At 66.7% G+C, this 26,139-nt stretch carries 24 protein-coding genes; 16 read left to right on the top strand and 8 right to left on the bottom strand.

Going from position 1 to position 26,139, the window contains the following annotated elements:
* Positions 1-11 precede the first annotated feature (11 nt).
* The 4 genes from PUN51_RS20120 to PUN51_RS20105 all read left to right on the top strand — a co-directional run bounded on the left by PUN51_RS20120 (position 12) and on the right by PUN51_RS20105 (position 4,774).
* The gene (locus tag PUN51_RS20120) at positions 12-728 is read left to right on the top strand and encodes an SDR family oxidoreductase (protein ID WP_159633779.1); all 717 of its coding nucleotides are present in this window, start codon (positions 12-14) and stop codon (positions 726-728) included.
* 93 nt (positions 729-821) lie between these two features.
* Complete coding sequence (locus PUN51_RS20115) at positions 822-2,273, top strand: aldehyde dehydrogenase family protein (protein ID WP_275182294.1); 1,452 nt, start codon at positions 822-824, stop codon at positions 2,271-2,273.
* Positions 2,270-3,805: a D-glycero-beta-D-manno-heptose 1-phosphate adenylyltransferase gene (gene rfaE2 / locus PUN51_RS20110; protein WP_275182293.1), complete on the top strand. Its 1,536-nt coding sequence runs from the start codon at positions 2,270-2,272 to the stop codon at positions 3,803-3,805. The genes PUN51_RS20115 and rfaE2 overlap by 4 nt, the downstream gene beginning before the upstream one ends.
* A 60-nt stretch (positions 3,806-3,865) precedes the next feature.
* Positions 3,866-4,774, top strand: a complete 909-nt coding sequence (locus PUN51_RS20105; RefSeq protein ID WP_275182292.1) for a spermidine synthase — start codon at positions 3,866-3,868, stop codon at positions 4,772-4,774.
* Positions 4,775-4,822: 48 nt separating this feature from the next.
* On the opposite strand, the gene PUN51_RS20100 is transcribed toward PUN51_RS20105, so the two are convergent.
* Positions 4,823-5,719 carry a LysR family transcriptional regulator gene (locus tag PUN51_RS20100; RefSeq protein WP_224024609.1) on the bottom strand — a complete coding sequence of 299 codons (897 nt, stop codon included), beginning with the start codon at positions 5,717-5,719 and terminating at the stop codon, positions 4,823-4,825.
* A 127-nt stretch (positions 5,720-5,846) separates the two neighbouring features.
* Here PUN51_RS20100 and PUN51_RS20095 point away from each other — a divergent pair, with 127 nt between their 5' ends.
* Both PUN51_RS20095 and PUN51_RS20090 read left to right on the top strand, forming a co-directional pair.
* Entirely contained in the window at positions 5,847-7,223 is a 1,377-nt protein-coding gene (locus PUN51_RS20095) for an MFS transporter (RefSeq protein ID WP_275182291.1), read from the top strand.
* A 75-nt stretch (positions 7,224-7,298) separates the two neighbouring features.
* Positions 7,299-8,048, top strand: coding sequence for a 3-hydroxybutyrate dehydrogenase (locus PUN51_RS20090; RefSeq protein WP_224024612.1), 750 nt, complete (start codon positions 7,299-7,301; stop codon positions 8,046-8,048).
* 4 nt (positions 8,049-8,052) lie between these two features.
* Here the strand turns inward: PUN51_RS20090 and PUN51_RS20085 are convergent, their stop codons facing one another.
* Both PUN51_RS20085 and PUN51_RS20080 read right to left on the bottom strand, forming a co-directional pair.
* Positions 8,053-8,316 (bottom strand): hypothetical protein, encoded by a 264-nt coding sequence (locus tag PUN51_RS20085; RefSeq protein WP_159633755.1) that lies wholly within the window; start codon positions 8,314-8,316, stop codon positions 8,053-8,055.
* Between the two features lie 167 nt (positions 8,317-8,483).
* Positions 8,484-8,858, bottom strand: a complete 375-nt coding sequence (locus tag PUN51_RS20080) for a winged helix-turn-helix transcriptional regulator (protein WP_275182290.1) — start codon at positions 8,856-8,858, stop codon at positions 8,484-8,486.
* 121 nt (positions 8,859-8,979) lie between these two features.
* Here PUN51_RS20080 and PUN51_RS20075 point away from each other — a divergent pair, with 121 nt between their 5' ends.
* On the top strand, positions 8,980-9,843 hold the full coding sequence (locus tag PUN51_RS20075) for an SDR family oxidoreductase (protein WP_275182289.1): 864 nt from the start codon (positions 8,980-8,982) through the stop codon (positions 9,841-9,843).
* A gap of 122 nt (positions 9,844-9,965) precedes the next feature.
* Here the strand turns inward: PUN51_RS20075 and PUN51_RS20070 are convergent, their stop codons facing one another.
* From PUN51_RS20070 to PUN51_RS20060, 3 genes are all read right to left on the bottom strand, one after another.
* Entirely contained in the window at positions 9,966-11,042 is a 1,077-nt protein-coding gene (locus PUN51_RS20070) for an ABC transporter substrate-binding protein (protein WP_224024616.1), read from the bottom strand.
* Between the two features lie 65 nt (positions 11,043-11,107).
* Positions 11,108-11,974, bottom strand: coding sequence for an ABC transporter permease (locus PUN51_RS20065; protein WP_201302472.1), 867 nt, complete (start codon positions 11,972-11,974; stop codon positions 11,108-11,110).
* On the bottom strand, positions 11,971-12,810 hold the full coding sequence (locus PUN51_RS20060) for an ABC transporter ATP-binding protein (RefSeq protein ID WP_275182288.1): 840 nt from the start codon (positions 12,808-12,810) through the stop codon (positions 11,971-11,973). The genes PUN51_RS20065 and PUN51_RS20060 overlap by 4 nt, the downstream gene beginning before the upstream one ends.
* A gap of 231 nt (positions 12,811-13,041) precedes the next feature.
* On the opposite strand from PUN51_RS20060, the gene PUN51_RS20055 reads away from it, so the two are divergent.
* The 3 genes from PUN51_RS20055 (at position 13,042) to PUN51_RS20045 (ending at position 16,209) form a co-directional block, all read left to right on the top strand.
* A complete protein-coding gene (locus PUN51_RS20055; RefSeq protein WP_224024622.1) occupies positions 13,042-13,815 on the top strand; it encodes an IclR family transcriptional regulator in 774 nt (257 codons plus the stop codon).
* A gap of 139 nt (positions 13,816-13,954) precedes the next feature.
* A complete protein-coding gene (locus PUN51_RS20050) occupies positions 13,955-15,280 on the top strand; it encodes a CaiB/BaiF CoA transferase family protein (protein WP_275182287.1) in 1,326 nt (441 codons plus the stop codon).
* Positions 15,280-16,209 (top strand): hydroxymethylglutaryl-CoA lyase, encoded by a 930-nt coding sequence (locus PUN51_RS20045; protein ID WP_275182286.1) that lies wholly within the window; start codon positions 15,280-15,282, stop codon positions 16,207-16,209. Before PUN51_RS20050 ends, PUN51_RS20045 begins: the two co-directional genes overlap by 1 nt.
* 55 nt (positions 16,210-16,264) lie before the next feature.
* Here the strand turns inward: PUN51_RS20045 and PUN51_RS20040 are convergent, their stop codons facing one another.
* On the bottom strand, positions 16,265-17,773 hold the full coding sequence (locus PUN51_RS20040; protein WP_275182285.1) for an amino acid permease: 1,509 nt from the start codon (positions 17,771-17,773) through the stop codon (positions 16,265-16,267).
* A 229-nt stretch (positions 17,774-18,002) separates the two neighbouring features.
* Between PUN51_RS20040 and PUN51_RS20035 the strand changes: the two genes are divergently transcribed.
* The 5 genes from PUN51_RS20035 to PUN51_RS20015 all read left to right on the top strand — a co-directional run bounded on the left by PUN51_RS20035 (position 18,003) and on the right by PUN51_RS20015 (position 24,595).
* Positions 18,003-19,646: an HNH endonuclease signature motif containing protein gene (locus PUN51_RS20035; RefSeq protein ID WP_275182284.1), complete on the top strand. Its 1,644-nt coding sequence runs from the start codon at positions 18,003-18,005 to the stop codon at positions 19,644-19,646.
* Positions 19,647-19,782: 136 nt separating this feature from the next.
* Positions 19,783-20,640: an IclR family transcriptional regulator gene (locus PUN51_RS20030; protein ID WP_275182283.1), complete on the top strand. Its 858-nt coding sequence runs from the start codon at positions 19,783-19,785 to the stop codon at positions 20,638-20,640.
* Positions 20,641-20,797: 157 nt separating this feature from the next.
* Positions 20,798-22,495, top strand: a complete 1,698-nt coding sequence (gene hutU / locus PUN51_RS20025) for a urocanate hydratase (RefSeq protein ID WP_275182282.1) — start codon at positions 20,798-20,800, stop codon at positions 22,493-22,495.
* Between the two features lie 99 nt (positions 22,496-22,594).
* Positions 22,595-24,187, top strand: a complete 1,593-nt coding sequence (gene hutH, locus PUN51_RS20020) for a histidine ammonia-lyase (protein ID WP_275182280.1) — start codon at positions 22,595-22,597, stop codon at positions 24,185-24,187.
* 162 nt (positions 24,188-24,349) lie between these two features.
* Positions 24,350-24,595, top strand: a complete 246-nt coding sequence (locus tag PUN51_RS20015; protein ID WP_159633722.1) for a hypothetical protein — start codon at positions 24,350-24,352, stop codon at positions 24,593-24,595.
* A 76-nt stretch (positions 24,596-24,671) separates the two neighbouring features.
* On the opposite strand, the gene PUN51_RS20010 is transcribed toward PUN51_RS20015, so the two are convergent.
* A complete protein-coding gene (locus tag PUN51_RS20010) occupies positions 24,672-24,929 on the bottom strand; it encodes a hypothetical protein (RefSeq protein ID WP_159633719.1) in 258 nt (85 codons plus the stop codon).
* 205 nt (positions 24,930-25,134) lie between these two features.
* Between PUN51_RS20010 and PUN51_RS20005 the strand changes: the two genes are divergently transcribed.
* Positions 25,135-26,016 carry a fumarylacetoacetate hydrolase family protein gene (locus PUN51_RS20005; protein WP_275182278.1) on the top strand — a complete coding sequence of 294 codons (882 nt, stop codon included), beginning with the start codon at positions 25,135-25,137 and terminating at the stop codon, positions 26,014-26,016.
* Positions 26,017-26,139 lie beyond the last annotated feature (123 nt).

Raw genomic sequence — 26,139 nt, 5'->3', positions numbered from 1 at the left:
AAAGGAACACCATGACCGCAGAATCAACCGCAACTGCCGCCACCACGCCCGGACGCGTCCTTGTCACCGGAGGTGCCTCCGGACTGGGGGCCGCCGTCGTCGACGCCGTCCTTCGCTCCGGCGGGACGCCGGTGGTCCTGGACCGCGACATCAGTGCCGTCTCCGGGGTAAAGGCGTTCGAAGTGGACGTCGCGGACCGCGCGGCCGTGGAGCACGCGGTCCGGGAAGCCGCCGAAACCCTGGGAGGCCTGGACGCGGTGGTCACTGCTGCCGGGATCGACCGCTGCGGCAAGCTTGCCGACGTGGAAGCCACCGAGTGGGAAAAGGTCATCGGGGTCAACCTGATGGGCACCGTTTCCGTGGTGCGTGCGGCCCTGCCCTACCTCAAGGAAACCCACGGCCGCGTGGTCACCGTGGCATCCACCCTGGGCAAGCGCGCCGTGGCCGATGCCACCGCGTACTGCGCCTCCAAGTTCGGCGTGGTGGGGTTCAGCCATGCACTGGCCGCGGAAACCGGCGGCGAAATCGGCGTGACCACCATGATCCCGGGCGGCATGAAAACCCGGTTCTTCGATGACCGGACCGAGCAGTACAAGCCGCAGGACGATTCCCGGCTCAACGACCCCGCCAACACGGCGCAGGCCATCCTCTTCGCCTTGAACCAGCCCACCGGCTGCGAGGTCAGGGAAATGCTGATCTGCCACGAGGAAGAAGGCTCCTGGCCCTAAGCCGGGTACCGGCCGCCGCCCGCGGCACAGCAGGACCACCAGCACCCACATGCCAGCAGCGACATACCCACACCGAAAGGCGGGAGGAACACCATGCCCACCACAGCCACTGAAACAACCGCAGGCAAGGAAACAGTCGGGGACGCCGGCATCACCATCCAGGACCCGCGGACCGGTGAAGTGCTCTGGACGGTGCCCCAGGCGGGCCCGGACGCAGTGAATGATGCCGTGGACGTGGCCCGCAGGGCTGCGCCCGGATGGGCAGCGACAGCGCCGGCCGAGCGTGGTGCCGCCCTCCGCGCCGCCGCCAAGGCGCTTGATGCGGCCGCCCAGGAGCTTGCCGGGCTGAATGCCAGCGAAACCGGGCGGCCGGAAGCGGAGGCCCTGGCGGGCATCGCCGCCGCCGTGTCCACCCTGGAACAATATGCAGAACTGGGCCCGGTGCACCGCGGCCACAGCCTCCGCGGCAGCCGGCTCGCCTCCGACTACACCGTTGCGGAGCCGCGCGGCGTGGCCGTCCTGCTGACCCCCTGGAATGATCCGGTGGCAGTGGCCTGCGGCCTGATCGGGGCCGCCTTGGTGACGGGCAACGCGGTCATCCACAAGCCCAGCGAGCGCTGCCCCCGGCTTGGTGAGGCGCTGGGCGAGGTCCTGGCACCGGCCTTCCCTGCCGGCGTCTTCCTGACCCTCTCCGGCGGCGCGGACGTGGGGGCAGCCCTGTCACAGGCGGAGGTGGACGTGATCGCCCACGTGGGTTCCAGCGCCTCCGGCGCCCGGATCGCAGAAGCGGGGGCCCGCACCGGCGCACACGTCATCCGGGAAAACGGCGGCAATGATCCCCTGCTGGTGGACCGCGACGTGGACCCGGCGTGGGCTGCGGAGCAGGCTGCGATCGGTGCGTTCGCCAACAGTGGCCAGATCTGCACGTCCGTGGAACGCATCTACGTCCATAAAGACATCGCTGCCGCGTTCTGCAGCGCCCTGGAGGCTGAGGCCGCACTGCGGAACAGCAACGGATCCGTGGCGCCGCTGGTGGACCTCCGGATGCGGGACGCCGTCCACGGTCACGTCGCCGAGGCCCTGGGCCAGGGCGCCCGCGCCGTTGAAGGCGGTTCGCTGCCGGACGGGCCCGGCTCGTTCTACCCGGCCACCGTGCTCCTCGGCTGCACCGAAGGAATGCAGGTCATGACCGAGGAGACGTTCGGACCGGTGGCCCCGGTCCAGGTGGTGGACACGTTCGACGACGGCCTGCGCCTGGCCTGCAGCGGCAAGTACGGCCTGGCCGCCACCGTCCTGAGCAGCAACATCGCGCACATCCAGCAGGCAGTGGCCGCGCTGCCGGTGGGAACAGTCAAGGTCAACGCGGTCTTCGGCGGCGCTCCCGGCGGCGCGGCCCAGCCCCGCGGCGAGAGCGGCGCCGGGTTCGGCTACGGACCCGAGCTGCTGGACGAGTTCACCCAGGTCAAGGTGGTCCACATCGCAGCGCCACCGGCGCCGGCGGACCCGGGCGCGGGATCCGTCGTCGATGAACAGGACCTGCCATGAGCATGTCCCCGGACTCCAGTGACCTCTCCACCCAGCGGGCATTGACCGACTGGCTGCCCGGCAGGCTGGCAGCGGAACAGCCATCGATCCTGGTGATCGGCGACGTCATGCTCGATGGCTGGTGGAGCGGCAGCATCGAACGGCTCTGCCGCGAAGCCCCCGCACCCGTGGTGGACATCCAAACCCGCGAATCGGTCCCCGGCGGGGCGGCCAATACCGCCATGAACCTGGCGGCCCTGGGGGCGAAGGTGGCGGTGGCCGGCATTATCGGCACGGACGACGCCGGTGAGGACCTGCGCGGGCAGCTTGCCGCGGCGGGCATCGACGTCCAGCACCTGCAGTCCCATCCGGACATGGTCACCACCACCAAGATCCGCATCAGCAGCGGCGGCCAGGTGATGCTGCGCCTCGACGACTCGGCCAGGGCTGTCCCGGCCGACGCCCTGGACGCGCTCGCCGCCTCGGTGCGTGCCGCCGTCGAACACCGGGACGCTGTCCTGGTGTGCGACTACGGGACCGGGGTGGTGGCGGACCCCGTCCGCACGGTCCTGGCCGATGTCCTGGGGACCGGCACTGCCGGAAAGGACCGGCCGCTGGTGGTGGTCGATGCCCACGACCCGCGGGCATGGGCCGCGCTGCAACCTGACCTGGTGACCCCGAATGCGCAGGAAACCGCGCGGCTGCTGGACCGGAAGCTGCCGGAAGGCCCGGAACGGGTGGAGGCCGTGGCAGCGGAGGCCGGGGCGCTGCTCCGTGGCACCGGCTCGCGCGCCGTGGTGGTCACTTTGGACCGGGACGGAACCGTCCTGCTGACTCCCGACGGCGTCCGGCACCGGACGTGGGCGCGGCCGGCTGCGGAGAAACAGGCATCCGGAGCGGGCGACACGTTTGTCGCTGCCCTGACGCTGGCCCGCGCGGCCGGCCTGCCGCTGACCGCCAGCCTGGACCTGGCCCAGTCGGCGGCCGACGTGGTGGTCCACCAGCCGGGCACCTCAGTGTGCAGCACCGCCCAGCTCAGCCGGTACCTGGAAGCCTTCGCCGATACTGCCCTGAGCGCGGACGAACTGGAGCGGCAGATGGAGCTTCACCGCGCCCAGGGCCAGCGGATCGTGCTGACCAACGGATGCTTCGACGTCCTGCACAGCGGCCATACCCGGTACCTCAACCAGGCCAAACAGCTGGGCGACATCCTGGTGGTGGCGCTGAACAGCGACGATTCCGTCCGCCGGCTCAAAGGGGCCGGCCGGCCCATCAACAGCATGGCAGACCGGGCAGCGGTGGTGGCCGCGCTGAGCTGCGTGGACTACGTGACGGTGTTCGATACCCCCACGGCCGCGCCGCTGATCCGCAGGCTCCGGCCCGAGGTGTACGCCAAGGGCGGGGACTACACCCCCGAGATGCTGGCGGAAACCCCCGCGGTGGAGGAGTACGGCGGCCGCGTGGCCATCCTGGACTATGTGGCGGAACGGTCCACCACCGCCGTGGTGAACCGGATCCGGGATGGCCAGGGGGCTGCCAGCCCTGCCACCTAGGCCCCGCCAGCCAGGGCCTGTCACATAGGGTTGAAGCATGACTGAAGCGGATCACGGGTAATGGGCAAACGCGGAAAGTCAGGACGCAGGGCCGGCCGCCCGGCAGCCGGTGTGGTCGAGGTGCCCAAAGGATCAGTGGTTAACGGTCCGGTGGAGGGCGTCTACTACATCGACACCGGCGATTGCGAGCTGATCGCCGACCAGGACAACTCCACCGGCTGGCTCCTGAAGATCAACGGCGTCATGAGCTCGCACATCGACCTCGCCGACCCCCTGTTCCTGGACTTCGAGTACATGCGGTGGATGGCGGCGCTCATCGAGTCCCGCTGGCCGCCGTCGGCCGCGCACAAACTGCGCGGGCTGCACCTGGGCGGCGGCGCCTGCTCCATGGCCCGCTACTTTTCCGCCGCCTACCCGGACGCACGCCAGGTGGTGGTGGAGCTGGACGGGAAGCTCGCCGAGTACGTGCGCGGCTGGTTCGACCTCCCCAAGGCGCCCCTGCTGCGGATCCGCGTGGGGGAGGCCCGCGCCGTCACGGAAACCCTCACTGCCCAGACCAGGGACTTCATCATCCGCGACGTCTTTGCCGGCGCATTCACCCCCCGTCCGCTGACCACCGCCGAATTCACCGCGCATGCCAAGCGGGTTCTGGCCCCCGGTGGGCTCTATGTCGCCAATTCCGGCGACGCACCGGACCTGAAAAACGCCCGGGAGGACGCCGCCACCATCGCGGCGGCGTTCAAACACACCGTGATCATCGCCGATCCCGCCATGCTGAAGGGCCGGCGGTACGGAAACATGGTGATGGCCGGCGGCGACGTGCCCTTCGGCGACGATCCGCAACTGCGCCGCCGGCTCCTCGGCGGGGCAGTCCCGGCACACCTGTGGGATGACGCCCAGGTGCGGGCATTCGCGGCCGGAGCGCCGGTCCGCCACGACCCACCCCCACCGCCATCGATTGCTGAGTAACTGCCGTTTTCGGCGGTCAAAACGGCAGTTACTCAGCAATCGACGGGCTTAACCCTTGCCCAAGAGCGCGCCGCGGTGCTCGGCCATCCGTTCGCGGAGTGCCTGCACGACGGCGGCCACCGCGGGGCGGCGCAGCGAGTCCGGGCGCAGGACCATCCAGTAGGGGAGCAGTTCGCCGATCTTGTCAGGCAGCAGGCGGACCAGGTCATCGTGGAGGTCGGCCATGAAGCACGGCAGGAACCCGACGCCCGCGCCGGCCCGGGTCGCCTCCACGTGGACGAACACGTTGGTGGAGGTCAGCCCGTCCTTCATGGCGGGAACCAGCCGCCTTGGCGCATCCAGGTCGTCCACCTGCAGCATCGAGTCCACGAAGTAGACCAGCGGGTGCCCGTTTAGTTCTGCCACGGTGGCCGGCGTCCCGTGCTCTGCAAGGTAGGCGCGGGAGGCGTACATGCCCAGGCGGTATTCGCCCAGCCGGATGGCCTCCGCGCGGTGCACCTGCGGCTCGCCCACCACCACCTCGATGTCCAGCCCGGACCGCTGCTGCAGTGCCCGGCGGGTCATGGTGACTACCTCCACGCTCAGGCCCGGGTGGTCCCGGCGCAGCCGCGCCACGGCCGGGGCGGCAATGTAGGCGCTGAAGCCATCGGTCGCGGTCATGCGCACGACGCCGGCAACCGGGTCGGGTGCCTGGCCGGCCGGTCCCAGCGTGCCCAGCACCGCCTCCACCTGTTCGGCCGCCCGCACGGCCCGTTCGCCGAGTTCCGTCAGCTCCCAGCCACCCGCGGCGCGGGACAGCACCCGGCCGCCCAGCGACTTCTCCAGCGCGGCGATCCTGCGCGAGACCGTGGTGTGGTTCAAGCCCAGGGCCTGGGCCGCCGTCGTGAATCTGGCGGAGCGGGACACCGCCAGAAGGACCAGCAGGTCATCAGGGTTCGCATTCATATCTGCAATTGTGCACACGTTGACTGCCTCTTTGGCCATTGAAGTGCATCCTTTGTGCAGCAATACTCATCTGAGTCACTTGTGCTGGAGATCACAGCGCGTGTCAATGTGGACACTAGGAGAAACAATGAGCGTAGAGCAGCGCCCGGCCAACAACGCCGGGCATGCACCCGAAGGATCAGGACTGAAGAGGATTGTTGCCGCCTCCATGGTGGGCACCGTTGTGGAATGGTACGAGTTCTTCCTCTACGCCACCGCTGCCACCCTGGTCTTCGGCAAGTACTTCTTTCCGTCAACGGGCAACGACCTGGACGGAATCATCCAGGCCTTCCTCACCTACGCCGTCGGCTTCATCGCCCGTCCCCTGGGCGGCATCGTGTTCGGCCAGATCGGTGACAAGCTGGGCCGCAAACCCACCCTGCAGCTCACCATCGTGATCATCGGCATCTCCACGTTCCTGATGGGCTGCCTGCCCGGCTTCGCCGACATCGGATACCTGGCCCCCGCGCTGCTGGTGGCCCTGCGCTTCATCCAGGGCTTCGCCCTGGGCGGCGAGTGGGGCGGTGCCGTGCTCCTGGTGGCCGAACACAGCCCCAACAAGACGCGCGCCTTCTGGTCCAGCTGGCCCCAGGCCGCCGTCCCGGTAGGCAACCTCCTGGCCACCCTGGTGCTGTACATCATGTCCACCACCCTCAGCGGTGGGGCGTTCCTCGGCTGGGGCTGGCGGGTGGCGTTCTGGCTCTCTGCCGTGATCGTCTTCGTGGGCTACATCCGCACCAACGTCAGCGAGTCGCCCATCTTCCTCGAAGCCAAGGAACTGGTGGAGAAGGAACAGGCCGTCAGCTACGGCGTCTTCGAAGTCCTGCGCAAGTACCCCAAGGGCATCTTCCAGGCCATGGGCCTGCGGTTCGCGGAAAACATCATGTACTACCTGGTGGTCAGCTTCGCGATTGTCTACCTCAAGAGCGTGCACAAGTACGACACTTCCTCGCTCCTGCTGGCGCTGCTGATCGCCCACGTCATCCACTTCGCCATCATTCCGCAGTACGGCCGCCTGGCAGACCGGATCGGCCGTAAGCCCGTCTACCTCGCGGGCGCCATCCTGGGTGCCACCTGGCCGTTCTTCGCCTTCCCGATGTTCGATACCCGGAACGCAGTGGTCATCGTCCTGGCCGTCACCATCGGTCTGTGCCTGCACGGCCTGATGTACGCGGGACAGCCGGCCATCATGGCCGAGATGTTCCCCACCCGCATGCGGTACTCTGGCGCATCCCTCGGCTCGCAGGTCACGTCCATCTTCGCCGGATCCCTGGCGCCGCTGCTGGCCACCCAGTGGCTGAAGGACACCGGTTCGTGGGTGCCCACCGCCATTTACCTGGTGGTGGCCTGTGCCATCACCACCGTGGCCGTGCTAAGCCTGAAGGAAACCAAGGGCATTGCCCTGGAGGATGTGGACAAGGAAGACGCGGCCCGCGAAGGTCTGCTGACCGCTGCACGGCGTTGACCTGGCTGGTGGGCTGACCGGGGCGTTTGACCGGTTGGGCGCACAAGTCGTTGGCTGTACACAAGGAGAACTGCAATGGACAACACATTGAATGGACGCAAGGCGCTGGTCACCGGCGGAGCCAGCGGAATCGGGGCCGCGTGCGTGCGCGCACTGGCGGCGCGGGGAGCCAAAGTGGTGGTGGCCGACGTCGACGCCGCCGCTGCTGCGGCCCTCGCCGATGAGGTGGGCGGGAGTGCCTGGGAAGTGGACCTGCTGGATGTCGACGCCCTGGCCGCACTGAGCCTGGACTGCGACATCCTGGTCAACAACGCCGGCATCCAGCGCATCAACCCCATCGAGGAGTTCGATCCCGCGGACTTCCGCCGGATCATCAGCCTGATGCTGGAGGCCCCGTTCCTGCTCATCCGGGCCGCGTTGCCGCACATGTACGCCAACAACTTCGGCCGCGTCATCAACCTGTCCTCGGTTCACGGCCTCCGCGCATCTCCGTTCAAAAGTGCGTATGTCTCCGCCAAGCACGGTCTCGAAGGACTCAGCAAGGTGACGGCGCTTGAAGGGGGCCCGCACGGTGTTACATCGAACTGCGTCAACCCCGGATACGTGCGCACGCCCCTGGTGGAGAAGCAGCTCGCGGACCAGGCCAAGATGCACGGAATCCCGGAGTCCGAGGTCCTCGCGAAGGTGATGCTCACCGAAGCAGCCATCAAGCGCCTGGTGGAACCGGACGAGGTAGCCTCCCTGGTGGCCTGGCTGGCCTCCCCGGATGCCGGCATGGTCACCGGTGCCAGCTACACCATGGACGGCGGCTGGTCAGCCCGTTAGTACATCAGTCCAGGGGCTTGACCAGCCGGTGGTCAAAGAAGAAGACGCCGTACGGGGTCTTCACTCCCACTGACCGGCGGTCCTGCCACACGACGACCCCTTCGCGCCTGCCGCTGAAGGGGTCGTCGCCTATGACCGTGTCCCCTACCCGGTAAGGGCAGCGGGGGCTGAAGACCGTCAACGTCCGGCCCCATGCCCCGGAAAGGGCAGCCCCGAGGCTGACGGGCCGGCCCATGCCGGCAAGATCCTGTACGTAGTCCTTGGCCATGCGACCAACTCCTCCGAGCGGCAGCCCGCCGCCTGCTAACGGTGCTGGTTGGCGGAACGCTCCCAGCAGAGGATGGTCCTCCCATTCCGGCCGCCACCGTACGCCCACGCTATGCGCTATTCACACCAGCCACACCAGTAACAGGTACTCGAGTTTGGGTGCCGGTACTACTTGGCCTTCCCGGTCCCGTTGATGATCTCGTCGGCGTTGTCGAACGCCCAGGCCACCAGCGGCACCAGCAGCGCGCTCAACTCGTAGCCCCGCTCGGTGAGGCTGTAGTCAACCCGTGGAGGGATGACCGGCTGCGCGTCCCTGCTGACCAGGCCGTCGCGTTCCAGCGTCTTCAACGTCTGTGCCAGCATTTTCTCGCTGATGCCCTCGGCCCGCCGTCGTAAGTCACTCCACCGCTGCTCACCCTCGGACAGGGCCACCAGGATCAGGACACCCCATTTGCTGGTGACGTGGTCCAGCACGGTCCGGCTGGGGCACCCGGCCGCGAACACGCCGTCGGCAAATGCGGGAGGCAGGGGAGCTGCGTTCATGGGCCCAGCTTACCTGGAGGTCAGTACCTTACTTCAAAGTGCGTACTCTCTTTCGGGAAGTTATCTGCCGCCGGCCCGGTTGTGCCCACTGACAGAGCAAAAAATCCCGAAAGGAATCATTGTGAGCATCGTTGTTACAGGCGCCACCGGCCAGCTTGGCCGCCACGTTCTTGAAGCCCTCCTGGAACGCGGCGTGCCGGCCGGAGAAATCGTCGCAGCAGGCCGGTCCGTTGAAAAGCTCGCTGACTTCGCTGCCCGCGGGGTTCACGTGAAGGCGATGGATTACGCCGACGCCGGTTCAGCCGCTGCTGCCCTGAAGGGTGCCAAGCGCGTGCTGCTGATCTCCGGCAGCGAAGTGGGACAGCGGGTTGACCAGCACCGCACCGTCATCGAAGCCGCCAGGGCCGAGGGCGTGGAGCTGCTTGCCTATACCAGCATCGCCAACGCTGACACCACCGCCATGTTGCTGGCCGACGAGCATAAGGCCACCGAAGCCCTGCTGCGTCAATCGGGTGTTCCCTTTGTGCTGCTGCGCAACGGCTGGTACCTGGAAAACTACACCGAACAGCTTCCCGGGACCCTCGCGCAGGGCGCCGTCGCAGGAAGCGCCGGTGACGGCAAGGTCAGCGGTGCCTCTCGGGCCGACTACGCCCACGCAGCCGCCGCGGTCCTGGTGGCCGACGACCAGGCCGGCAAAGTCTACGAACTGGGCGGCGACGACGCGTTCAGCATGGCCGACCTCGCATCGGAGATCAGCGCTGCCACCGGAAAGTCCATCAGTTACAACAACCTGCCCGCGGGGGAGTACGCAGGCCTGCTCGCATCCGTGGGCGTGCCGGAGGCTTTCGCTGAAATCCTTGCGGACTCCGACCTTGGCATTGCGCGCGGCGATCTCCTGGTCAGCACCGGCGACCTCCGCCGCCTGATCGGACGCCCGACGACGTCCCTTGGCCAGGCGGTCAGGGCCGCCGCTGCTGCCGCTTAGGACGGCGGAACGCCAAAGGTGCCCGGCCCCATGAGGGGCCGGGCACCTTTTTTGTTGTGCTTGCCGGAGCGCGGCGTTATTCGCTGGTTAGGCGCCGCCCGCGGTCAGGACATAGCGTGGCATCACTTCACGAGGTCGTTGGTGTACGTATCGGCCAGCTTGATCTCCTTGTTTCCCACGTCCGGGTTGGCTACCTGCTGGGTCTTCAGGACTGCCTTGACGCCGTCGTCGGTGAATGTGCCGTCCTTGCTCAGGGTCTTCTTGAGGTCCTCGATTACCTTGGCATAGAGGTCCTTGTCTCCGCCGGCGAAGCTTTCCGGCATCTTGGCCGCGATTTCGGCGCCCGAATGCCCGTTGATGTACTCCAGGGTCCGCTTGATGGCCTTGGCCAGCTTGGCGGCGGTGTCCTTGTTCTGGTTCAGCCACTCGGTCTTGGCGTAAAGGCAGGCGGAAGGCCAGGAATCGGTGGCGAACACTTCCTTCAGGCCCTCCGACGTGCGGACATCCTCCAGCACTACGGGATTGTGGCCGATGCGCTTGGTGAGGACTGACACGTCCGGTTCGAGCATGACGGCTGCATCCACCTGGCCCTGCTCGACAGCGGCAACGGCGGAAGACCCGGCGCCGATGGCGGACACGGCTGCATCAGTCTGTTGCATGTTGTTCTTCGCCAGCAGGAACTTCACGAACATGTCCGTGGAGGAGCCCGGGGCGGTGACGCCGACGTTCTTGCCCTTCAGGTCGGCAATGGATTTGATCTGGCCTTCGTTCTTCGGGGCCACCAGCAGCGCAAGGCCCGAGGACTGGCCCATGTCCACGAACGCCTTGATCTGCTGGTTCTTGGCCTGCATCTGGATCGTGTGCTCGTAGTAGCCGCTGGTCACGTTGGTGCTGCCGCCAATCATCGCGGTCAGGGCCTTGGAGCCGCCTTGGAGGTCCTGCAGCTCAACGTCCACGCCCTCATCCTTGTAGTACCCAAGTTGCTGGGCCAGGGTGGTCGGCAGGTAGGTCAGGAGGGTCTGTCCGCCGACGCCGATGACCACCTTGCCGCCTCCGCCGCCGGCAGCGGCGGATCCGCTTTGGCCGGGAGGGGCGGCCGCGGGGGCGCCACAGGCGGAGAGCGCCAGCGCAACCGAGGCAATCAGGGTCAGCGGCCGGAGGAGGACCCGGCCACGGCGCCGGGTTGCTTTCTGTGTCATGAGTGTCCCTTTCAGGCGGGTTGTTGAGTTTCTGCGCCGGTAAAGCAGCTGTTGGCCGGTCGGGGTCAGGAAGACCGGACCGGGCGCCACCTGAGCAGGTGCCGTTCCAGGCGGTTGACGAGGAGGTCGATGATCAGCACGACGATCATGAGGATGAACATCCCCGCGAACACGCCCTTGGTATCGAATACGCCCTGCGCCTGCGCGATGGCGTATCCCACGCCGCCCGAAGCGCCCAGGTACTCACCCACCACTGCGCCGGTAATGGCGAAGCCGACGCTGATATGCAGGCTGGAGAAGATCCAGGTCAGTGCACTCGGAATGAAGACGTGGCGCAGGAGTTGCTTTTCGCTGGCCCCCAGCATCCTGGCGTTGTCCACTAGGACCCGGTCCACGCTCTTGACGCCTTCCAGGGTGTTGAAGAAGACGATAAAAAACACCAGGGTGAAGCCGAATGCGACCTTGGACCAGATGCCAAGGCCGAACCACAGCAGGAAGATCGGAGCCAGGACCACGCGGGGGAGCGCGTTGAACATCTGGAGGAAGGGGTCCAGCAACCGTTCAAGGAAGCGGACGCGGGCGAGGATGAAGCCCAGGAGGAGTCCGACGGCGGCCCCGACCAGGAAGGCGAGGATGGCTTCCTGCATGGTCACCCAGAGATGGGGGAACACGAACCCTGAGGACACCCAGAGCCACACGGTCTGGAAGATGTCCGAGGGAAGGGGGAAGAAGAATTCGTCAATCACCCCGGCCCGGCCCAGGACCTCCCACGCTCCCAGGACGAGAACCGTGAGGAGGAGTTGGATGCTCCGCATGGCCAGGGGCGACATTTCTCCCCGGCGGGCGGGGCGGCTGACCGGGCTGCGGTCATGGGTGCTGCCGGGTGAGCCGTTCCCGCGGGAACCCGGCCTCCGTGAACCAAGGATGGTCATGCTGCCTCACCTTCCTCCGCCATGGCGCTTTCGTAGGTCTTTGAGACTTCGATTTTCAGGCGGCCCCAGATCTCCCGGTGCAGGGCAACGAAGCGTGGGTCATCCCGGATGTCCAGCAGGTCGCGGGGGCGGGGAATGTCGATCTGGTAGCTTCCCACCACGGTGCTCCCGGGGCCTGCGCCCAGGATGACCACTTCGTCGGACAAGGCAATCGCTTCGTCGAGGTCGTGGGTAATGAAGACCACCGCCTTGCCGGATTCCTGCCAAAGCTGCAGGAGTTCGTTTTCCATGATTTGGCGCGTCTGGACGTCGAGGGCGGAAAACGGCTCGTCCATGAGGAGGATGTCCGGGTTTACGATCCAGGCCTGTGCGATGGCGGTGCGCTTGCGCATGCCGCCGCTGAGCTGGTGCGGATAGCGGTCCGCAAAGTTCTTGAGGCCCACCTTTTCGAGCCAGCGCCGGGATTCCGAATGGGCCTCGGCCTTGGAGACGCCGGCCATGGTCAGGCCCAGGCTGACGTTGTCGATGACGGTCTTCCACGGCAGCAGGGCGTCCTGCTGGAACATGTAGGACGCCCGGCGGTTCACTCCCGACACCGGTTCGCCGAAGCTCTTGACCTCGCCGAAGTTGGGTGTCAGGAGGCCTGCAGCCATGTTCAGGATGGTGGACTTTCCTGATCCGGTCGGGCCAACGATCGAGACGAAGCGGCCGGGTTCAACCTTCAGGTCGATGTCGCGGACTGCGAAGTAGGTCTCGCCTCCGGAGGTTGGAAATTGTTTGGTGCACCCGGTGAGCTCCACGGCATATCCGGACGTGGCTGGCTGTGCAGCTGGCATCTTTGCCTCTTCCCGGCCAACTCCGGCCGCTTGTTTCCCCCTGCTGGTTCACGCTCTCGGAACGATGGTGGTGCATCGGTCCGCGTCCGGAGTCCCGTGTACGGACTCCGTTTGTACTACTCATCAGCAGGACTGGCCTGCCACATCGTGGGTTCTCCATCATGATGTGGACCTGATGCTAACAGTTACTTCGGTCACACTCAACGCCCCCATGGCTCATACACTTTCCCCATGAGCTCCAGCGAAACGTCGGCGACCCCCCTGTTGGTCCTGCGAAAGATCACTGCCATCCTCGATGCCTTTTCCCTCGTCCGGCCCGAGTTGTCGCTGGCTGAGATCCGTTCCAGTACGGGGGTGCCGCACTCCACGGTGCAGCGCCTGGTGGCGAACATGGTGCAGGAAGGGATCCTGGACCGGCACGGGGACCGCTACCGGGTAGGGGTGCGGATGGCCCACTGGGCTGCGCCGGCAACCCAGGGCCTGGATTTCCTGGAACTGCTGACCCCCGTGCTGCGGAGGCTTCGTGACGAACTGGGTGAGACGGCCTGCATCTTCCGCGAATCCCAGGGAAAGCGCGTCTGCATTGCCTTGGCCGAGACCCGCCGCATGCTCCGGCGGGCGGTGAGCGTGGGTGAAATCATGCCGCTGCACGTGGGTGCGGCGGGCCGGGTCCTGCTGGCCTGGAACCCGGAAGTTGCGGATGAGGTGTACCGGTCGGGCCTGGCGTCCCTGACCGACCAGACCATTACCGATGCCGCGAGCCTGGAGGAATCGGTTGCGAAAGTCCGGGCAGATGGTTTCGCCATCACTACCGGTGAGCGCGTGTCCGGCGCCAGTGGAATCTCAGCTCCGATCTTCGGGCCGCAGGGTGAACTCTTTGGGGCCCTGACGGTGATGGGTCCCGCGCTGAGGATGCCCTTTGACGTCTGTGCGTCCTGGGTGGAACAGGTACTGGCGGCCGCTGAGGAGGGCACCCGGATGATCGGCGGCACCATCCCCCAGTAGGACCGGTTCTCAGATCCCTCTATCCACATTGTGAATTTGGGTCCACAATATGAGTTGTCGCCAACAATGCGTCGCGATCCACGGCAGGCCGGGCAACGCGGCCCGGGCACCGGCTGCCGGCAGAACAGGAGTCCCAAAGATGGTGGAAACTTCACAGAGCGCGCCCACTGGCGGCGTGCGCCATGGTCAGCACACAGGCTTCGGACCTGGCGCCCGGGAGTGGGTTGACCCCGGCGCTGCACCTGCCCTCGGTGCCGTGGGAACGGCCGGCGGGCCGCTCGCCGGCGTGCGGGTCCTGGAGCTCGGCTCACTGATCGCGGGCCCGTTTGCAGGACGGCAGCTCGCAGACTTCGGTGCGGAGGTTATCAAGATCGAGTCCCCTGACCGTCCCGACCCCATGCGTGAATGGGGCCGGGCCCGGATCGACGGCCACACCCTGTGGTGGTCGGTGCAGTCCAGGGGGAAGAAATGCGTGACTCTGGACCTCAAGTCGGCCCGCGGACGTGATCTGTTCCTGGAGCTCTGCAGGGAAGCCGATGTCATCCTGGAGAACTTCCGCCCTGGAACACTCGAGAAACTCGGGCTCGCCCCCGAGGTGCTGTGGCAAAGCAACCCGGGCCTGGTCATCGCCAGGGTTTCCGGCTACGGCCAGACCGGACCGGACGCGAACAAGCCGGGCTACGCTTCCGTGGCCGAGGCCCGCGGCGGCCTGCGCCACCTCAATGGATATCCCGACCAGGCACCGCCACGGACAGGCATTTCGCTGGGTGACAGCCTGGCGTCGCTCTACGCGCTGCAGGGAATCCTGCTGGCCTTGTACTGGCGGGATGCCAAGGGAGGGACGGGGCAGGTCGTTGACGTGTCCCTCGTGGAAGCATGCTTCTCCCTTTTGGAAAGTGCCGTGCCCGATTACGCGGCTGCGGGCGTTGTGCCGGGCCCCAGCGGTTCCGGGCTAAAGGGGATAGCGCCGTCGAATATCTTCCGCTCCAGCGACGGAAAATGGGTGGTGATCGCTGCCAACCAGGACTCGGTGTTCGTGCGGCTGGCTGCCGCAATGGGCAGCCCGGAGCTGGCCTCCGACCCCCTCTACAGCAACCACGCATCCCGGGGAGTCAACCAGGAGGCGTTGGAACAGCTGATCGCCGAATGGGCCGCCGGCTTCGACCACTCGGAACTGGTGGCGTGCCTTGATCGGCACGCTGTTCCCAACAGCACTGTGAGTACCATCGAGGACATCTTCGAAGACCCCCAGCTTCGGGCGCGCGGGATGCTGGTGGAAGTTGCCGACGAACAGTTGGGAACGGTGGTCCAGCCGGGCGTCATCCCCAAGCTGTCCCGGACCAGCGGCGGTATTGCATGGAACGGGCCGCTGGCACCCGGCTCCCACAACAGCGACGTCTACGGGGGTCTGCTCAACATGAATGTCGAAGAACTGCAGCATGCCAAGGACGAGGGTGCCATCTGATGAACGGAATGACGGGAACCGGTACTCCCGGGGGAACAGTCTCAATCGTGGACGTCAGTCCCCGGGACGGGCTGCAGAATGAAAAAGTTCCGGTCAGCACCCGCGACAAGCTGCGCCTTATCAACGATCTGATTGCCCTGGGCGCCAGGCGGATTGAGGCGGTGAGCTTCGTAAACCCCAAAAAGGTTCCGCAAATGGCCGATGCCGATGCCGTCATGGCGGGGGTGCCGCGGGACGCCGGTGCCAGCTACATCGGCCTGGTGCTGAACACCCGGGGCGCCTACCGGGCGGTGGATGCGGGGGTGGACGAGATCAACTATGTCCTGCCGGTGACCGATGCCTTTGCAGCGGCCAACCAGAACACGACGGTCGCCGCCGCCCTTGATGCCCTGGAGGAAGTATCCGGAATCGCTGCCTCTGCCGGCATCCCTGTCACGGTCACGGCCGCCGTCGCCTTTGGCTGCCCGTACCAGGGCGACGTGCCCGGGGAACAAGCTCTTTCGGTCGTCCGCAGCGCACTGCAACGAGGCCAGCTGGCCGAGGTTGCCTTGGCGGACACCATCGGCTGCGCCGTCCCCTGGCAGGTCAACGGGGTCTTTGCCGCCCTGGCGTCTGAAACGGATGTGCCGCTGCGGGCCCACCTGCACGAGACGCGCCACACTGCGTTGGCGAATACCTATGCCGCCATGGCAGCCGGAGTCAGGGTCTTTGACAGTGCCGTGGGAGGCCTGGGCGGCTGCCCGTTTGCCCCCGGCGCGGCCGGCAATATTTCCACGGAAGACCTGGCGTGGATGTTGGAACGCGCAGGGTTTGCCACCTCGATTGATCCGCTGGCTGCCACCGAGCTGGGCCGCTGGATCTGCGCCAAGGTGGAGACGGCCCCGCGCTCGGGGCTGGCCGGGGCGGGAGTGTTCCCCAAGGCCGCGTAGGCGCTGGGGAACACTCCGCACCGAACTCCCGAACGGCGGCTATCGGCGTCTTTTCCTAGCCCCGGCTGCTCCGGGCGGCAGCCTCCATCCCACTGCTCCTGCCGACCACCGGAAGCGGCGAGGTCTCGTCCTCAAGGTGGGCCCGCCGTCGTCCGTCACCCTTGATCCAGAGGCGGTACGCCAGGACCAGCAGGCCCAGCCACACGGCGCCCACGTAGAGCGCGATCCGGGTATCCTCGAAGGCTCCCAGCACGGCGATCACCAGTGCCATGAACGCGATGGTCAGGATGGAAGCGGCCGGCCACCACGGCGAGGGGAATTCCGACGCCGGCAGACCCATCCGCGCGATTTCCCGCTTCATGGCCACGTGGGACGCCAGGATCATCACCCACACCCAGACGGTGGCGAAGGTGGCGATGGACGCAATAACGAGAAACACGTCCTCCGGGATGACGGCGTTGAGGACCACGCCCACCAGCAGGATCCCGGCCATCATGACCACGGTCATCCAGGGGACTCCGTGCCGCGAGACCTTCCCGAAGGCTGCGGGCGCGTGGCCCTGGTTGGAGAGTCCAAAGAGGATGCGCCCGGCGCCGAAGATGTCGCTGTTGATCGCAGAGAGGGCGGCCGTGATGACCACCGCGTTGAGGATGTGCGGTGCGGCCGGGATGCCGAGGCTGCTGAAGATCTGGACGAACGGGCTGCCGCTGGTGCCCACCTGGTCCCACGGGAAGAGACTCATCAGGACTCCCAGGGTCAGGACGTAGAACAGCAGCACCCGCACCGGCACCGTGTTGACGGCCTTGGGGATGACCTTCTTGGGATCTGCTGCCTCGCCGGCTGTGATGCCCAGCGTCTCGATCCCGCCGAAGGCGAACATCACCACGGCGAAGGATGCCAGCAGGCCCTCGAAGCCGTTCGGGAACAGGCCGCCATGCTCAACGAGGTTGCCCAGGCCGGGCGCCACGGTGGAGTCCGCGGCCTGGAAGCCGAACACGATGATGGCGGCGCCGCCGGCGATCATGGCAATAATGGCCGCCACCTTGATCAGCGAGAACCAGAACTCCAGTTCGCCGAAGACCTTGACGCTGAGCAGGTTCAAGGCCGCCAGGAAGCAGATGACGGCCAGGATCCAGATCCAGCGGTCCACCTGCGGAAACCAGAACCCCATATAGATGCTGAACGCTGTGACGTCGGCAATGGCGACGATCGCCATCTCGAACACGTACGTCCAGCCGGTCACGAAGCCGGCCAGGGGGCCAAGATAACGGCTCGCATACTGGCTGAAGGAGCCCGACACCGGGTGGCGCACCGCCATCTCGCCCAGGGCCCGCATCACCATGAACACCGCGGCGCCGCCGATGATGTAGGCCAGCAGGACGGCCGGCCCTGCTTTCTGGATCGCGGAGGCGGAGCCGTAGAAGAGGCCCGTGCCGATGGCCGAGCCCAAGGCCATGAAGCGGATGTGCCGGACATTGAGGCCCCTGTTGAGGACCTGCCCGACGACGGCTGCCGGCTGTTGCGTTTCCACCGGACTTTGGGTCCGGGTTGGGGTGGGTTGCATAGAGTTACCTTCTCGTCTTTGGGAGGGGAGCCGCTAACCAGCAGACCATTTCCGGCCCGTTCGTGATGAGGCTCACGGAGGCTTGGTGTCTTCGGTTCCAGACTGTGGGCAGTGAGATGCGTTCGACGGCGGCACGCGGATTGACGCGCTGAGGCACCATCCGCTGCAGAGGGCCTGGCGGCCGGCAGCCCCCGGCGTGAATGTCAGTGGGTCGATGGATGATGTGGTTATGGGAATCAGCGGTGGTCTTGGGGCGGTGTTGGAGGGTGTCCGCGCCTCTGTTGCTGCCCTTGATGCGCTGGAGAAAGAGGACGATTTCCTGGCTTCCGGGGCTCATGCTGGTGCCGGTGTGGATATTAGCGCCGGTACGGATGTTTTGCAGCGGCGGTATGGGATCCGGCTGGAACGGCTGGAGCTTATGGCTCGGCTGGAGGCGCAACTGGCTGCGGTGAAAGCGGAGACCGCTGCTGAGGCAGTGGAGTTCCAGCAGACGATGACGCCGCCGGACGCCTCGATCCAGGACCGCACTTACGCTGACATGTCGGTGGTGGAGGAGATCGCGGGTGTCCTGACCATCAGCTCCGCGGCCGCGGGCGCTTTGGTGGAGCAGTCACGGCGGATCTGTTCCCTGCCGCCCGTCATGAACGCCTTGGCCGCGGGCGCGATGTCGTGGCAGCACGCCCGCATCGTTGCGGACGAGACCGAAGGCCTCACCCCGGAGGGCGCGCTGAAGCTGGTGGCGCATTTCTTCGACCCTGACGCGCCCAACCCCGCCCGCGGCGCCGCCCCCGGCGAGCTTGTCCCATCCCGGTTCCGGGCCAAGGTGCGTGGGTGGCGGGAACGCCACCATCCGGAATCGATCGAGAAGCGCCATGTTAAGGGCGTGGCCGATCGGCGGATGGAATGCACCTCCGACAAGGACGGCATGGCCTGGATCTCCCTCTACCTGCCCGGGGACACCGCATGCGCCATCTGGAACCGCACCACCGCCACCGCCCGCGGACTCCAAGGCCCCGACGAAGAGCGCACCCTCACCCAACTCCGCCCCGACATCGCAGCCTCGCTGCTCCTCGGTACCGGGCAGGTTGCGGGTGAACGTTCCTCTGGCACCACCGCGGCCACCGCAAGCACGACCGCGATGGGAAAGGTGCCCACCCCGCGGGCCGACGTCCTGGTCACTGTGCCGGTGTTCTCCCTCCTCGGAGCGACCGACGAACCAGCAGTGCTGGACGGTTTCGGACCGATCCCGGCCTCCATGGCGCGCAAACTTGTCGCCGACGGGGCGGAATCGTTCTACCGGGCCCTGGTCGACCCCCGCGACGGGGCACCGCTGGAGATCGGCCGGAAAAACTACCGGCTCACCGAAACCATCAAACGCTGGATCAGGCTGCGCGATGCCAAGTGCACCTTCCCCGGCTGCACCAACCGCACCCCCGACAACGAAACCGACCACCTACAAGCGTGGCAACACGGCGGCACCACCAACGTCAGCAACCTGGCCCAACTCTGCCCCAAACATCACCGGCTCAAACATCACAGCCAATGGACACCGGACCCGGCCAACAAGAATGAACCACCCGGCTGGACCTCACCAACAGGCAGGCACTACAACCCAGAACACCCCGACCCCGAACCAACCCACTGGCCACAACGGCTCCTGGCGTTGTTCGGCGACGCCTCGGAACGGGAGACTTCAGCCGGGGCACTGGAGTGGCCGGACGGGTACGTGCCCGAACACCTCGGCTTGCTTGAGGAGCTAAGCGTCCCCGACGATCCCGGTCCCTCCGAAACTGAACTGCCGGCTGACCCTTTCCCTGAATGGTCTCTGTTCCTGGACTTTGAGGACCTGGAAGCGCAGGTTCTCTCGCGCTGAGCGTGCCGAGTCCCGGGAGCGTTTGTCTGGTATTTCAGACGTTAAGGTTCAAAATGAGTCGCCCAGGGCTCCCGGAAGGACGCAAGCTTAAGTACGGGATACCGGACAGAGCTAGCCAGAAAGACACTTCCACTTCATGAGCACTGCACTAAGCGCCACAACACTGGGCTCCGCAACACCAAACGCCGAAGCCCGGGCCCCCCGTCCCGCGGCGAAGGCGTCGTCCAAGGTTCCCGCCGCAGAAAACACCCTGCGCATCCTCAAGTTGCTGGCTTCCAGGCGGGGGCCGATGGCGGCCTCGCAGATTGCCTCCAGCCTGGACCTACCCCGGTCCAGCGTCTACCACCTGCTGGGGGTGATGGAGGCGAATGGCTTCGTCCTTCATCTCCACGAGGAGCAGCGGTACGGCCTTGGCATCAGCGCCTTCGAACTCAGCTCCGCCTACTCCCGGCAGGAACCGCTGTCCAGGCTGGGCCGTCCCCTGCTCGCCAGCCTGGTGGATGCGATCGGCGAGAGCGCCCACCTTGCCGTGCTCCATGGCCGGGACGTGCTGTACATCGTCGAGGAACGGGCCAAGAACCGCCCGTCCCTGGTGACCGACGTCGGCGTCCGCCTTCCCAGCCACCTCACGGCCAGCGGCCGCGCCATCCTTGCCGCCCTGCCCAAGTCCCAGGTCCGGGCGCTCTACCCCAACGCCGCCGCCTTCAGCGCGCGGCACGAGGTGGCGGGCGCCATCATGAAGTACTCGGCGCTTTCCTCGCACCTGGACCAGGTCAGGCAACGCGGGTATGCCACCGAGCACGGCGAGGTGACCCCGGGCTTCGGTTCCATCGCCGCCGCCGTCACCGACCACCTGGGCTGGCCCACTGCCGCTGTCGCGGTCACATTCCTGGAAGACAAGCTGGCCCCGGAGGAATGGCCGGCGCTGGCCGCCCGGGTCCAGAAGGTGGCTGATGAGCTCTCTGTCCGGATCCACGGACGCCCCACCAAGTAAAAGCTGTCAACCATAACCCCTTGGCAGCAGGCCTCGGGCGCGTCTGGCATCCCGGACAGCACCCATTCAAAAGCCCTGTGAAGCCCTTCCTGGAGGGGCTTTAGTGGATACAGAACTTCTTTCCTCCGTCAGACACACCACCCAGAAGGAGCCCACCATGGCACCCGCCGATTTCACCACCGGTGCCCGCCCGGTCAAAGCAGCCCGCGGCACCGAGCTCACCGCCAAGTCCTGGCAGACCGAAGCGCCCCTGCGCATGCTGATGAACAACCTGGACCCTGAAGTGGCAGAACGCCCCGACGACCTGGTGGTCTACGGCGGCACCGGCCGCGCCGTCCGCTCCTGGGCCGCCTTCGATGCCATCACCCGCACCCTGCAGACCATGGAAAAGGACGAAACCCTCCTGGTTCAGTCCGGCAAGCCCGTGGGCGTGTTCCGCACCAACGAATGGGCACCCCGCGTGCTGCTGGCCAACTCCAACCTTGTCGGCGACTGGGCCACCTGGCCCGAATTCCGCCGGCTCGAGGCCGAGGGCCTCATGATGTACGGCCAGATGACCGCCGGCTCCTGGATCTACATCGGCACCCAGGGCATCCTGCAGGGCACGTTTGAGACCTTCGCCGCGATCGCCCGCAAGCTCACGGGCGACGAGAACGGCACCCTCGCCGGCACCCTGACCCTGACCGGCGGCTGCGGCGGCATGGGCGGCGCCCAGCCGCTCGCGGTCACCCTGAACGAGGGCGCCTGCCTGATCGTCGACGTCGACGAATCCCGCCTGCGCCGCCGCGCCGGCAAGCGCTACCTGGACGAGGTGGAAACCGACCTCGACGCCGCCATCGCCAAGGTGCTCAAGGCCAAGGAAGAGCGCCGCGGCTGGTCCGTGGGCTACGTGGGCAACGCCGCCGAAGTCTTCCCCGAAATCCTGCGCCGCCACAAGGCAGGCGAGCTCACCGTGGACATCGTCACCGACCAGACCTCGGCACACGATCCGCTGTCATACCTGCCCGAGGGCATCACCGTGGACGAGTGGCACCGCGAGGCTGCAGCGGATCCGGAAGGCTTCACCAAGAAGGCCCAGGCCTCCATGGCCCGCCACGTGCAGGCCATGGTGGAATTCCAGGATGCCGGCGCCGAGGTCTTCGACTACGGCAACTCCATCCGCGACGAGGCCCGCAAGGGCGGCTACGAGCGAGCCTTCGAGTTCCCCGGCTTCGTTCCCGCCTACATCCGGCCGCTCTTCTGCGAAGGCCTGGGCCCGTTCCGCTGGGTGGCCCTCTCCGGCGACCCCGAGGACATCCGTGTCACGGACGAGGCCATCAAGGAGCTGTTCCCCGAGAACAAGCACCTGCACCGCTGGATCGACGCAGCCCAGGAACGGGTGGAATTCGAAGGCCTGCCGGCCCGCATCTGCTGGCTGGGTTACGGCGAACGCGCCAAGGCCGGCCTGTTGTTCAACCAGCTGGTCAAGGAGGGCAAGGTCAAGGCCCCCATCGTCATCGGCCGCGACCACCTGGACTCCGGTTCCGTCGCCTCCCCGTACCGTGAAACCGAAGCCATGGCGGACGGTTCGGACGCCATCGCCGACTGGCCCATGCTGAATGCCCTGCTCAACACCGCCTCCGGTGCCACCTGGGTGTCCCTGCACCACGGCGGCGGCGTGGGCATCGGCCGTTCCATCCACGCCGGCCAGGTCTCCGTCGCCGACGGCACCGACCTCGCCGCCGAAAAGCTCGAACGCCTCCTCACCAACGACCCCGGTATGGGCGTCATCCGCCACGCCGACGCCGGCTACGAGCGGGCCCTCGACGTCGCCAAGGAACGCGGTGTCCGCATCCCCATGCAGGAATGCCGCTAACCGAGCCCCAATTCCACATCGATTGCTCCGTAGGTGCCGTTATGACCCCTCAAAAGGGCGCTTACGGAGCAGTCGATGAAACAACACAAGGAACTTAAATTGACCACGATTACCCACGAACCGCTCACTGTCACCCTCGGGTCCGTCGGCGTCACGCCCCAGGATGTTCTCGCCGTCGCGCGCCACGACGCCAAGGTCACCATCGCCCCGGAAGCCCTCGAAACGGTGGCGAAAGTCCGCGCCCACATCGACAGCCTGGCCTCCAGTGATACACCTGCCTACGGCATCTCCACCGGCTTCGGCGCCCTGGCCAACCGCCACATCCCCAACGAGCTGCGCACCCAGCTGCAGAAATCGCTGATCCGCAGCCACGCGGCAGGCATGGGTCCGGCAGTTGAGCGGGAAGTGGTCCGCGGCATCATGTTCCTGCGCGCCAAGACCCTCGCCTCGGGCCGCACGGGCGTCCGTCCGGTGGTCCTGCAGACCATGGTGGATGTCCTCAACGCGGGCATCACCCCGGTGGTCCGCGAGTTCGGCTCGCTGGGCTGCTCCGGCGACCTCGCGCCGCTGTCGCACTGCGCCCTGGTCCTGATGGGCGAGGGGGAAGCGGAAGGGCCCGACGGCGTCACGTACGGCGGGCGGGGCGAGCGGCCCGTCGCCGAGCTGCTCGCAGAGCACGGCATCGAGCCCGTCACCCTCGCTGAAAAGGAAGGGCTTGCGCTGGTGAACGGCACCGAGGGCATGCTGGGCATGCTCCTCATGGCCATCGCCGACCTGCGCCAGCTGCTGGCGACGGCGGACATCACCGCCGCGCTGAGCGTCGAGGCGCTGCTGGGCACCGACCAGGTGTTCCTGCCCGAGCTGCACGCCGCACTGCGGCCGCACCCGGGCCAGGCGGCCAGCGCGGACAACATGCTGCGCGTGCTCTCGGATTCGCCCATTGTGGCCTCCCACAAGGTGGGCGACTCGCGGGTCCAGGACGCCTACTCCCTGCGCTGCGCCCCGCAGGTGGCCGGTGCCGTCCGCGACACCGTGGACCACGCCGAACTGGTGGCAACCCGGGAACTGGCGGCAGCCATCGACAACCCCGTGGTGCTTCCCGACGGCCGCGTCAGCTCCAACGGCAACTTCCACGGCGCACCCGTGGCGTACGTCCTGGACTACCTGGCCATCGCCGTCGCCGACCTCAGCTCCATCGCCGAACGCCGCACCGACCGCATGCTTGACCCTGCCCGTTCGCACGGCCTCCCGGCCTTCCTCGCTGCCGACCCGGGGGTGGACTCGGGCCTGATGATCGCCCAGTACACCCAGGCCGGGCTGGTCTCGGACAACAAGCGGCTGGCCGTTCCGGCATCCGTGGACTCCATTCCGAGCTCAGCCATGCAGGAGGACCACGTGTCCATGGGCTGGCACGCGGCGCGGAAGCTGCGCAAAGCCGTGGAGAACCTCCGCCGCGTCCTGGCCATCGAGCTGGTGACCTCCGCCCGGGCACTGGACATCCGCACACAGCTCTCGGGCGGCGTCCTCACTCCCGGACCTGCGGGCACCGCAGTGGTGGCAGCGCTCCGCGGCGTGGTGGAAGGTCCCGGAACGGACCGTTTCCTGTCCCCGGAACTGGAAGCGGCTGACCGGCTGGTCGCCTCAGGTGACGTGCTCCGGGCAGCCGAATCCGCCGTCGGGCCGCTCGCCTGACACCGAAGGATCTTCAGGGCCTGCTGCGCTTCCGTCCGAAGTGCGGAATATCCGGCGCCACGGCCCTCCCTGGCGCCGGGAGTGTAGTAGAACTGAAGGTGTAGTGAAAGTCACATCAAAGAGGCTGTGGCGGCAGAACGATACAAAGGGGTAGAAGTTCACATGAAAGCACGTGGGGCAGTCCTGTCGAGGCGCAATGCCCATTCCGCCGCGGTGTCCAACTGGAAGTCACTCCAGGCCGGGGACCGCGTCGAGATCATCAAGCATGCACATGTAGTGGCAGCCGGGGAGGTGGAAGAGGTGTCGCAGAGCGGCAACGTCCTCTGGCTGGTGCCGGCGGGCCCGTCAGGTCCGGCGGAGAAGGAGCTTTTCCTGAAGTCCGACGGCGTGCAGGTCCGCCGCGGCTAGCAGCCCACCGGCAGCGCCGGCACTAAAAAGTCCCCGCACGCCTTAACGGTGTGCGGGGACTTTTTTGTGGTTTTGGTCAGGCGGCGATGGATTCGTACGTTTCGCCAAACGGTACCGATTCGTCCAGGGCTACGGTGTAGCTTCCCGGGTGCAGCCTGGTAACCAGGATGCCGCAGGCGGCTTCCTGTGCTGCAACCTCAATCAGTTCGGCCACCGCCTCTTCCAGTCCGGCGTGGACCTCGCTGGCGCTGGAGAACTCCAGGCTGATGGACCGCGGGGCGGGCCCTTCGGGGGTCTGGGCGGCGGGAACGCGCTCCAGGGTGGCTGTAGTCATGTGCTGAACTTTCTGTGTTTCGTGCCAGGATGGCTCCATCATTCTACCGGCTGCTTCCGTTATATGTCAGATGACTGTCCTTTGGAAGCCCCTGGGATGCGGTCACAAAGCGTTCCGTTCCCGGCCGCTCAGCAAAATCCGGGAGCATGGAAGCGGGTGCCCAGAGGGCCTGAAACCTGTCGGAACAGCTTGAGGAGAATTCGGTATGAAAATCATGCGCCTGGGCGAAAGTGGCAGCGAGCAGCCTGCCGTCGTGGTCCCCTCCGCGGACGGCGTTGACCGGTATTTCAGCCTGCTGCCCATCACCGATGACGTGAACGGCGCGTTCCTTGCCGCCGGCGGCCTGGACAAAATCCGGAAAGCCCTGGAGGCGGGGGAGCTGCCGGTCCTGGAAGGTGCCGCTGCGCTCCGCGTTGGTTCCCCCGTGGCCCGGCCTGGCTGCGTGGTGGGCATCGGGATGAACTACGCCGCCCACGCCGCGGAATCGGGGGCGGAGCCGCCCACCATTCCCGTGGTCTTCCTCAAGCCCAGCAACACGGTCACCGGCCCGTTCGACCCCGCCCCGCTTCCACCCCGCTCCACGCAATACGACTGGGAGGTGGAGCTGGGCATCGTGATCGGCAAGGAGGCCAGCTACCTCGGTTCCACCGAGGAGGCCGCCGCCTGCATTGCCGGCTACGTCACCGCCAATGACTTTTCCGAACGGGAGTACCAGCTGCCCGGAGCCGCCGGCCAGTGGACCAAGGGAAAGTCCCTTCCCGGGTCAACGCCCCTGGGTCCGTGGCTGGTCCCTGCAGGGGAGACCGACGGCGGCAGCCTGCGGCTGCGCAGTTGGGTGAACGGTGAGCCCCGGCAGGATTCGACGTCGGCAGAGCTGATTTTCGATGCGCCCACCCTGGTCCATCACTGCAGCCAGTACATGCGGCTGGAGCCGGGCGATGTGATCCTCACCGGAACGCCGCAGGGAGTGGCTTTAAGCGGCCGTTTCCCCTACCTCCAGCCCGGGGACGTGGTGGAGGTAGAGGTGGAGGGCCTGGGCCGCCAGCGCCAGGAGCTGTACCGGACGCCGGCGGCCACTGCGGTCTAGCTGTACTAACCCGGTTGGTTGGTGACGCGGCTGGCGGGTGAGGCGCCTTTGAGTGCAGTGTGTGGCCTGCGCTGATTGTAGTACTCGATGAAGTCGGGGTAGCAGGATTGCCGTTCGGCTTCT

It is taken from the genome of Arthrobacter sp. NQ4 (assembly GCF_029077345.1).
In the GTDB taxonomy this organism is placed as follows: domain Bacteria; phylum Actinomycetota; class Actinomycetes; order Actinomycetales; family Micrococcaceae; genus Arthrobacter.
Note: the sequence above shows the minus strand (reverse complement) of the source record. Positions and strands in the feature narration are given on the sequence as shown.

Excerpts from the sequence above, each read along its gene's own strand:
- PUN51_RS20120 (WP_159633779.1), top strand. The coding sequence starts at position 12 with ATGACCGCAGAATCAACCGCAACTGCCGCCACCACGCCCGGACGCGTC.
- PUN51_RS20115 (WP_275182294.1), top strand. The coding sequence starts at position 822 with ATGCCCACCACAGCCACTGAAACAACCGCAGGCAAGGAAACAGTCGGG.
- rfaE2 (WP_275182293.1), top strand. The coding sequence starts at position 2,270 with ATGAGCATGTCCCCGGACTCCAGTGACCTCTCCACCCAGCGGGCATTG.
- PUN51_RS20105 (WP_275182292.1), top strand. The coding sequence starts at position 3,866 with ATGGGCAAACGCGGAAAGTCAGGACGCAGGGCCGGCCGCCCGGCAGCC.
- PUN51_RS20100 (WP_224024609.1), bottom strand. The coding sequence starts at position 5,719 with ATGAATGCGAACCCTGATGACCTGCTGGTCCTTCTGGCGGTGTCCCGC.
- PUN51_RS20095 (WP_275182291.1), top strand. The coding sequence starts at position 5,847 with ATGAGCGTAGAGCAGCGCCCGGCCAACAACGCCGGGCATGCACCCGAA.
- PUN51_RS20090 (WP_224024612.1), top strand. The coding sequence starts at position 7,299 with ATGGACAACACATTGAATGGACGCAAGGCGCTGGTCACCGGCGGAGCC.
- PUN51_RS20085 (WP_159633755.1), bottom strand. The coding sequence starts at position 8,316 with ATGGCCAAGGACTACGTACAGGATCTTGCCGGCATGGGCCGGCCCGTC.
- PUN51_RS20080 (WP_275182290.1), bottom strand. The coding sequence starts at position 8,858 with ATGAACGCAGCTCCCCTGCCTCCCGCATTTGCCGACGGCGTGTTCGCG.
- PUN51_RS20070 (WP_224024616.1), bottom strand. The coding sequence starts at position 11,042 with ATGACACAGAAAGCAACCCGGCGCCGTGGCCGGGTCCTCCTCCGGCCG.
- PUN51_RS20065 (WP_201302472.1), bottom strand. The coding sequence starts at position 11,974 with ATGACCATCCTTGGTTCACGGAGGCCGGGTTCCCGCGGGAACGGCTCA.
- PUN51_RS20060 (WP_275182288.1), bottom strand. The coding sequence starts at position 12,810 with ATGCCAGCTGCACAGCCAGCCACGTCCGGATATGCCGTGGAGCTCACC.
- PUN51_RS20055 (WP_224024622.1), top strand. The coding sequence starts at position 13,042 with ATGAGCTCCAGCGAAACGTCGGCGACCCCCCTGTTGGTCCTGCGAAAG.
- PUN51_RS20050 (WP_275182287.1), top strand. The coding sequence starts at position 13,955 with ATGGTGGAAACTTCACAGAGCGCGCCCACTGGCGGCGTGCGCCATGGT.
- PUN51_RS20045 (WP_275182286.1), top strand. The coding sequence starts at position 15,280 with ATGAACGGAATGACGGGAACCGGTACTCCCGGGGGAACAGTCTCAATC.
- PUN51_RS20040 (WP_275182285.1), bottom strand. The coding sequence starts at position 17,773 with ATGCAACCCACCCCAACCCGGACCCAAAGTCCGGTGGAAACGCAACAG.
- PUN51_RS20035 (WP_275182284.1), top strand. The coding sequence starts at position 18,003 with ATGGGAATCAGCGGTGGTCTTGGGGCGGTGTTGGAGGGTGTCCGCGCC.
- PUN51_RS20030 (WP_275182283.1), top strand. The coding sequence starts at position 19,783 with ATGAGCACTGCACTAAGCGCCACAACACTGGGCTCCGCAACACCAAAC.
- hutU (WP_275182282.1), top strand. The coding sequence starts at position 20,798 with ATGGCACCCGCCGATTTCACCACCGGTGCCCGCCCGGTCAAAGCAGCC.
- PUN51_RS20015 (WP_159633722.1), top strand. The coding sequence starts at position 24,350 with ATGAAAGCACGTGGGGCAGTCCTGTCGAGGCGCAATGCCCATTCCGCC.
- PUN51_RS20010 (WP_159633719.1), bottom strand. The coding sequence starts at position 24,929 with ATGACTACAGCCACCCTGGAGCGCGTTCCCGCCGCCCAGACCCCCGAA.
- PUN51_RS20005 (WP_275182278.1), top strand. The coding sequence starts at position 25,135 with ATGAAAATCATGCGCCTGGGCGAAAGTGGCAGCGAGCAGCCTGCCGTC.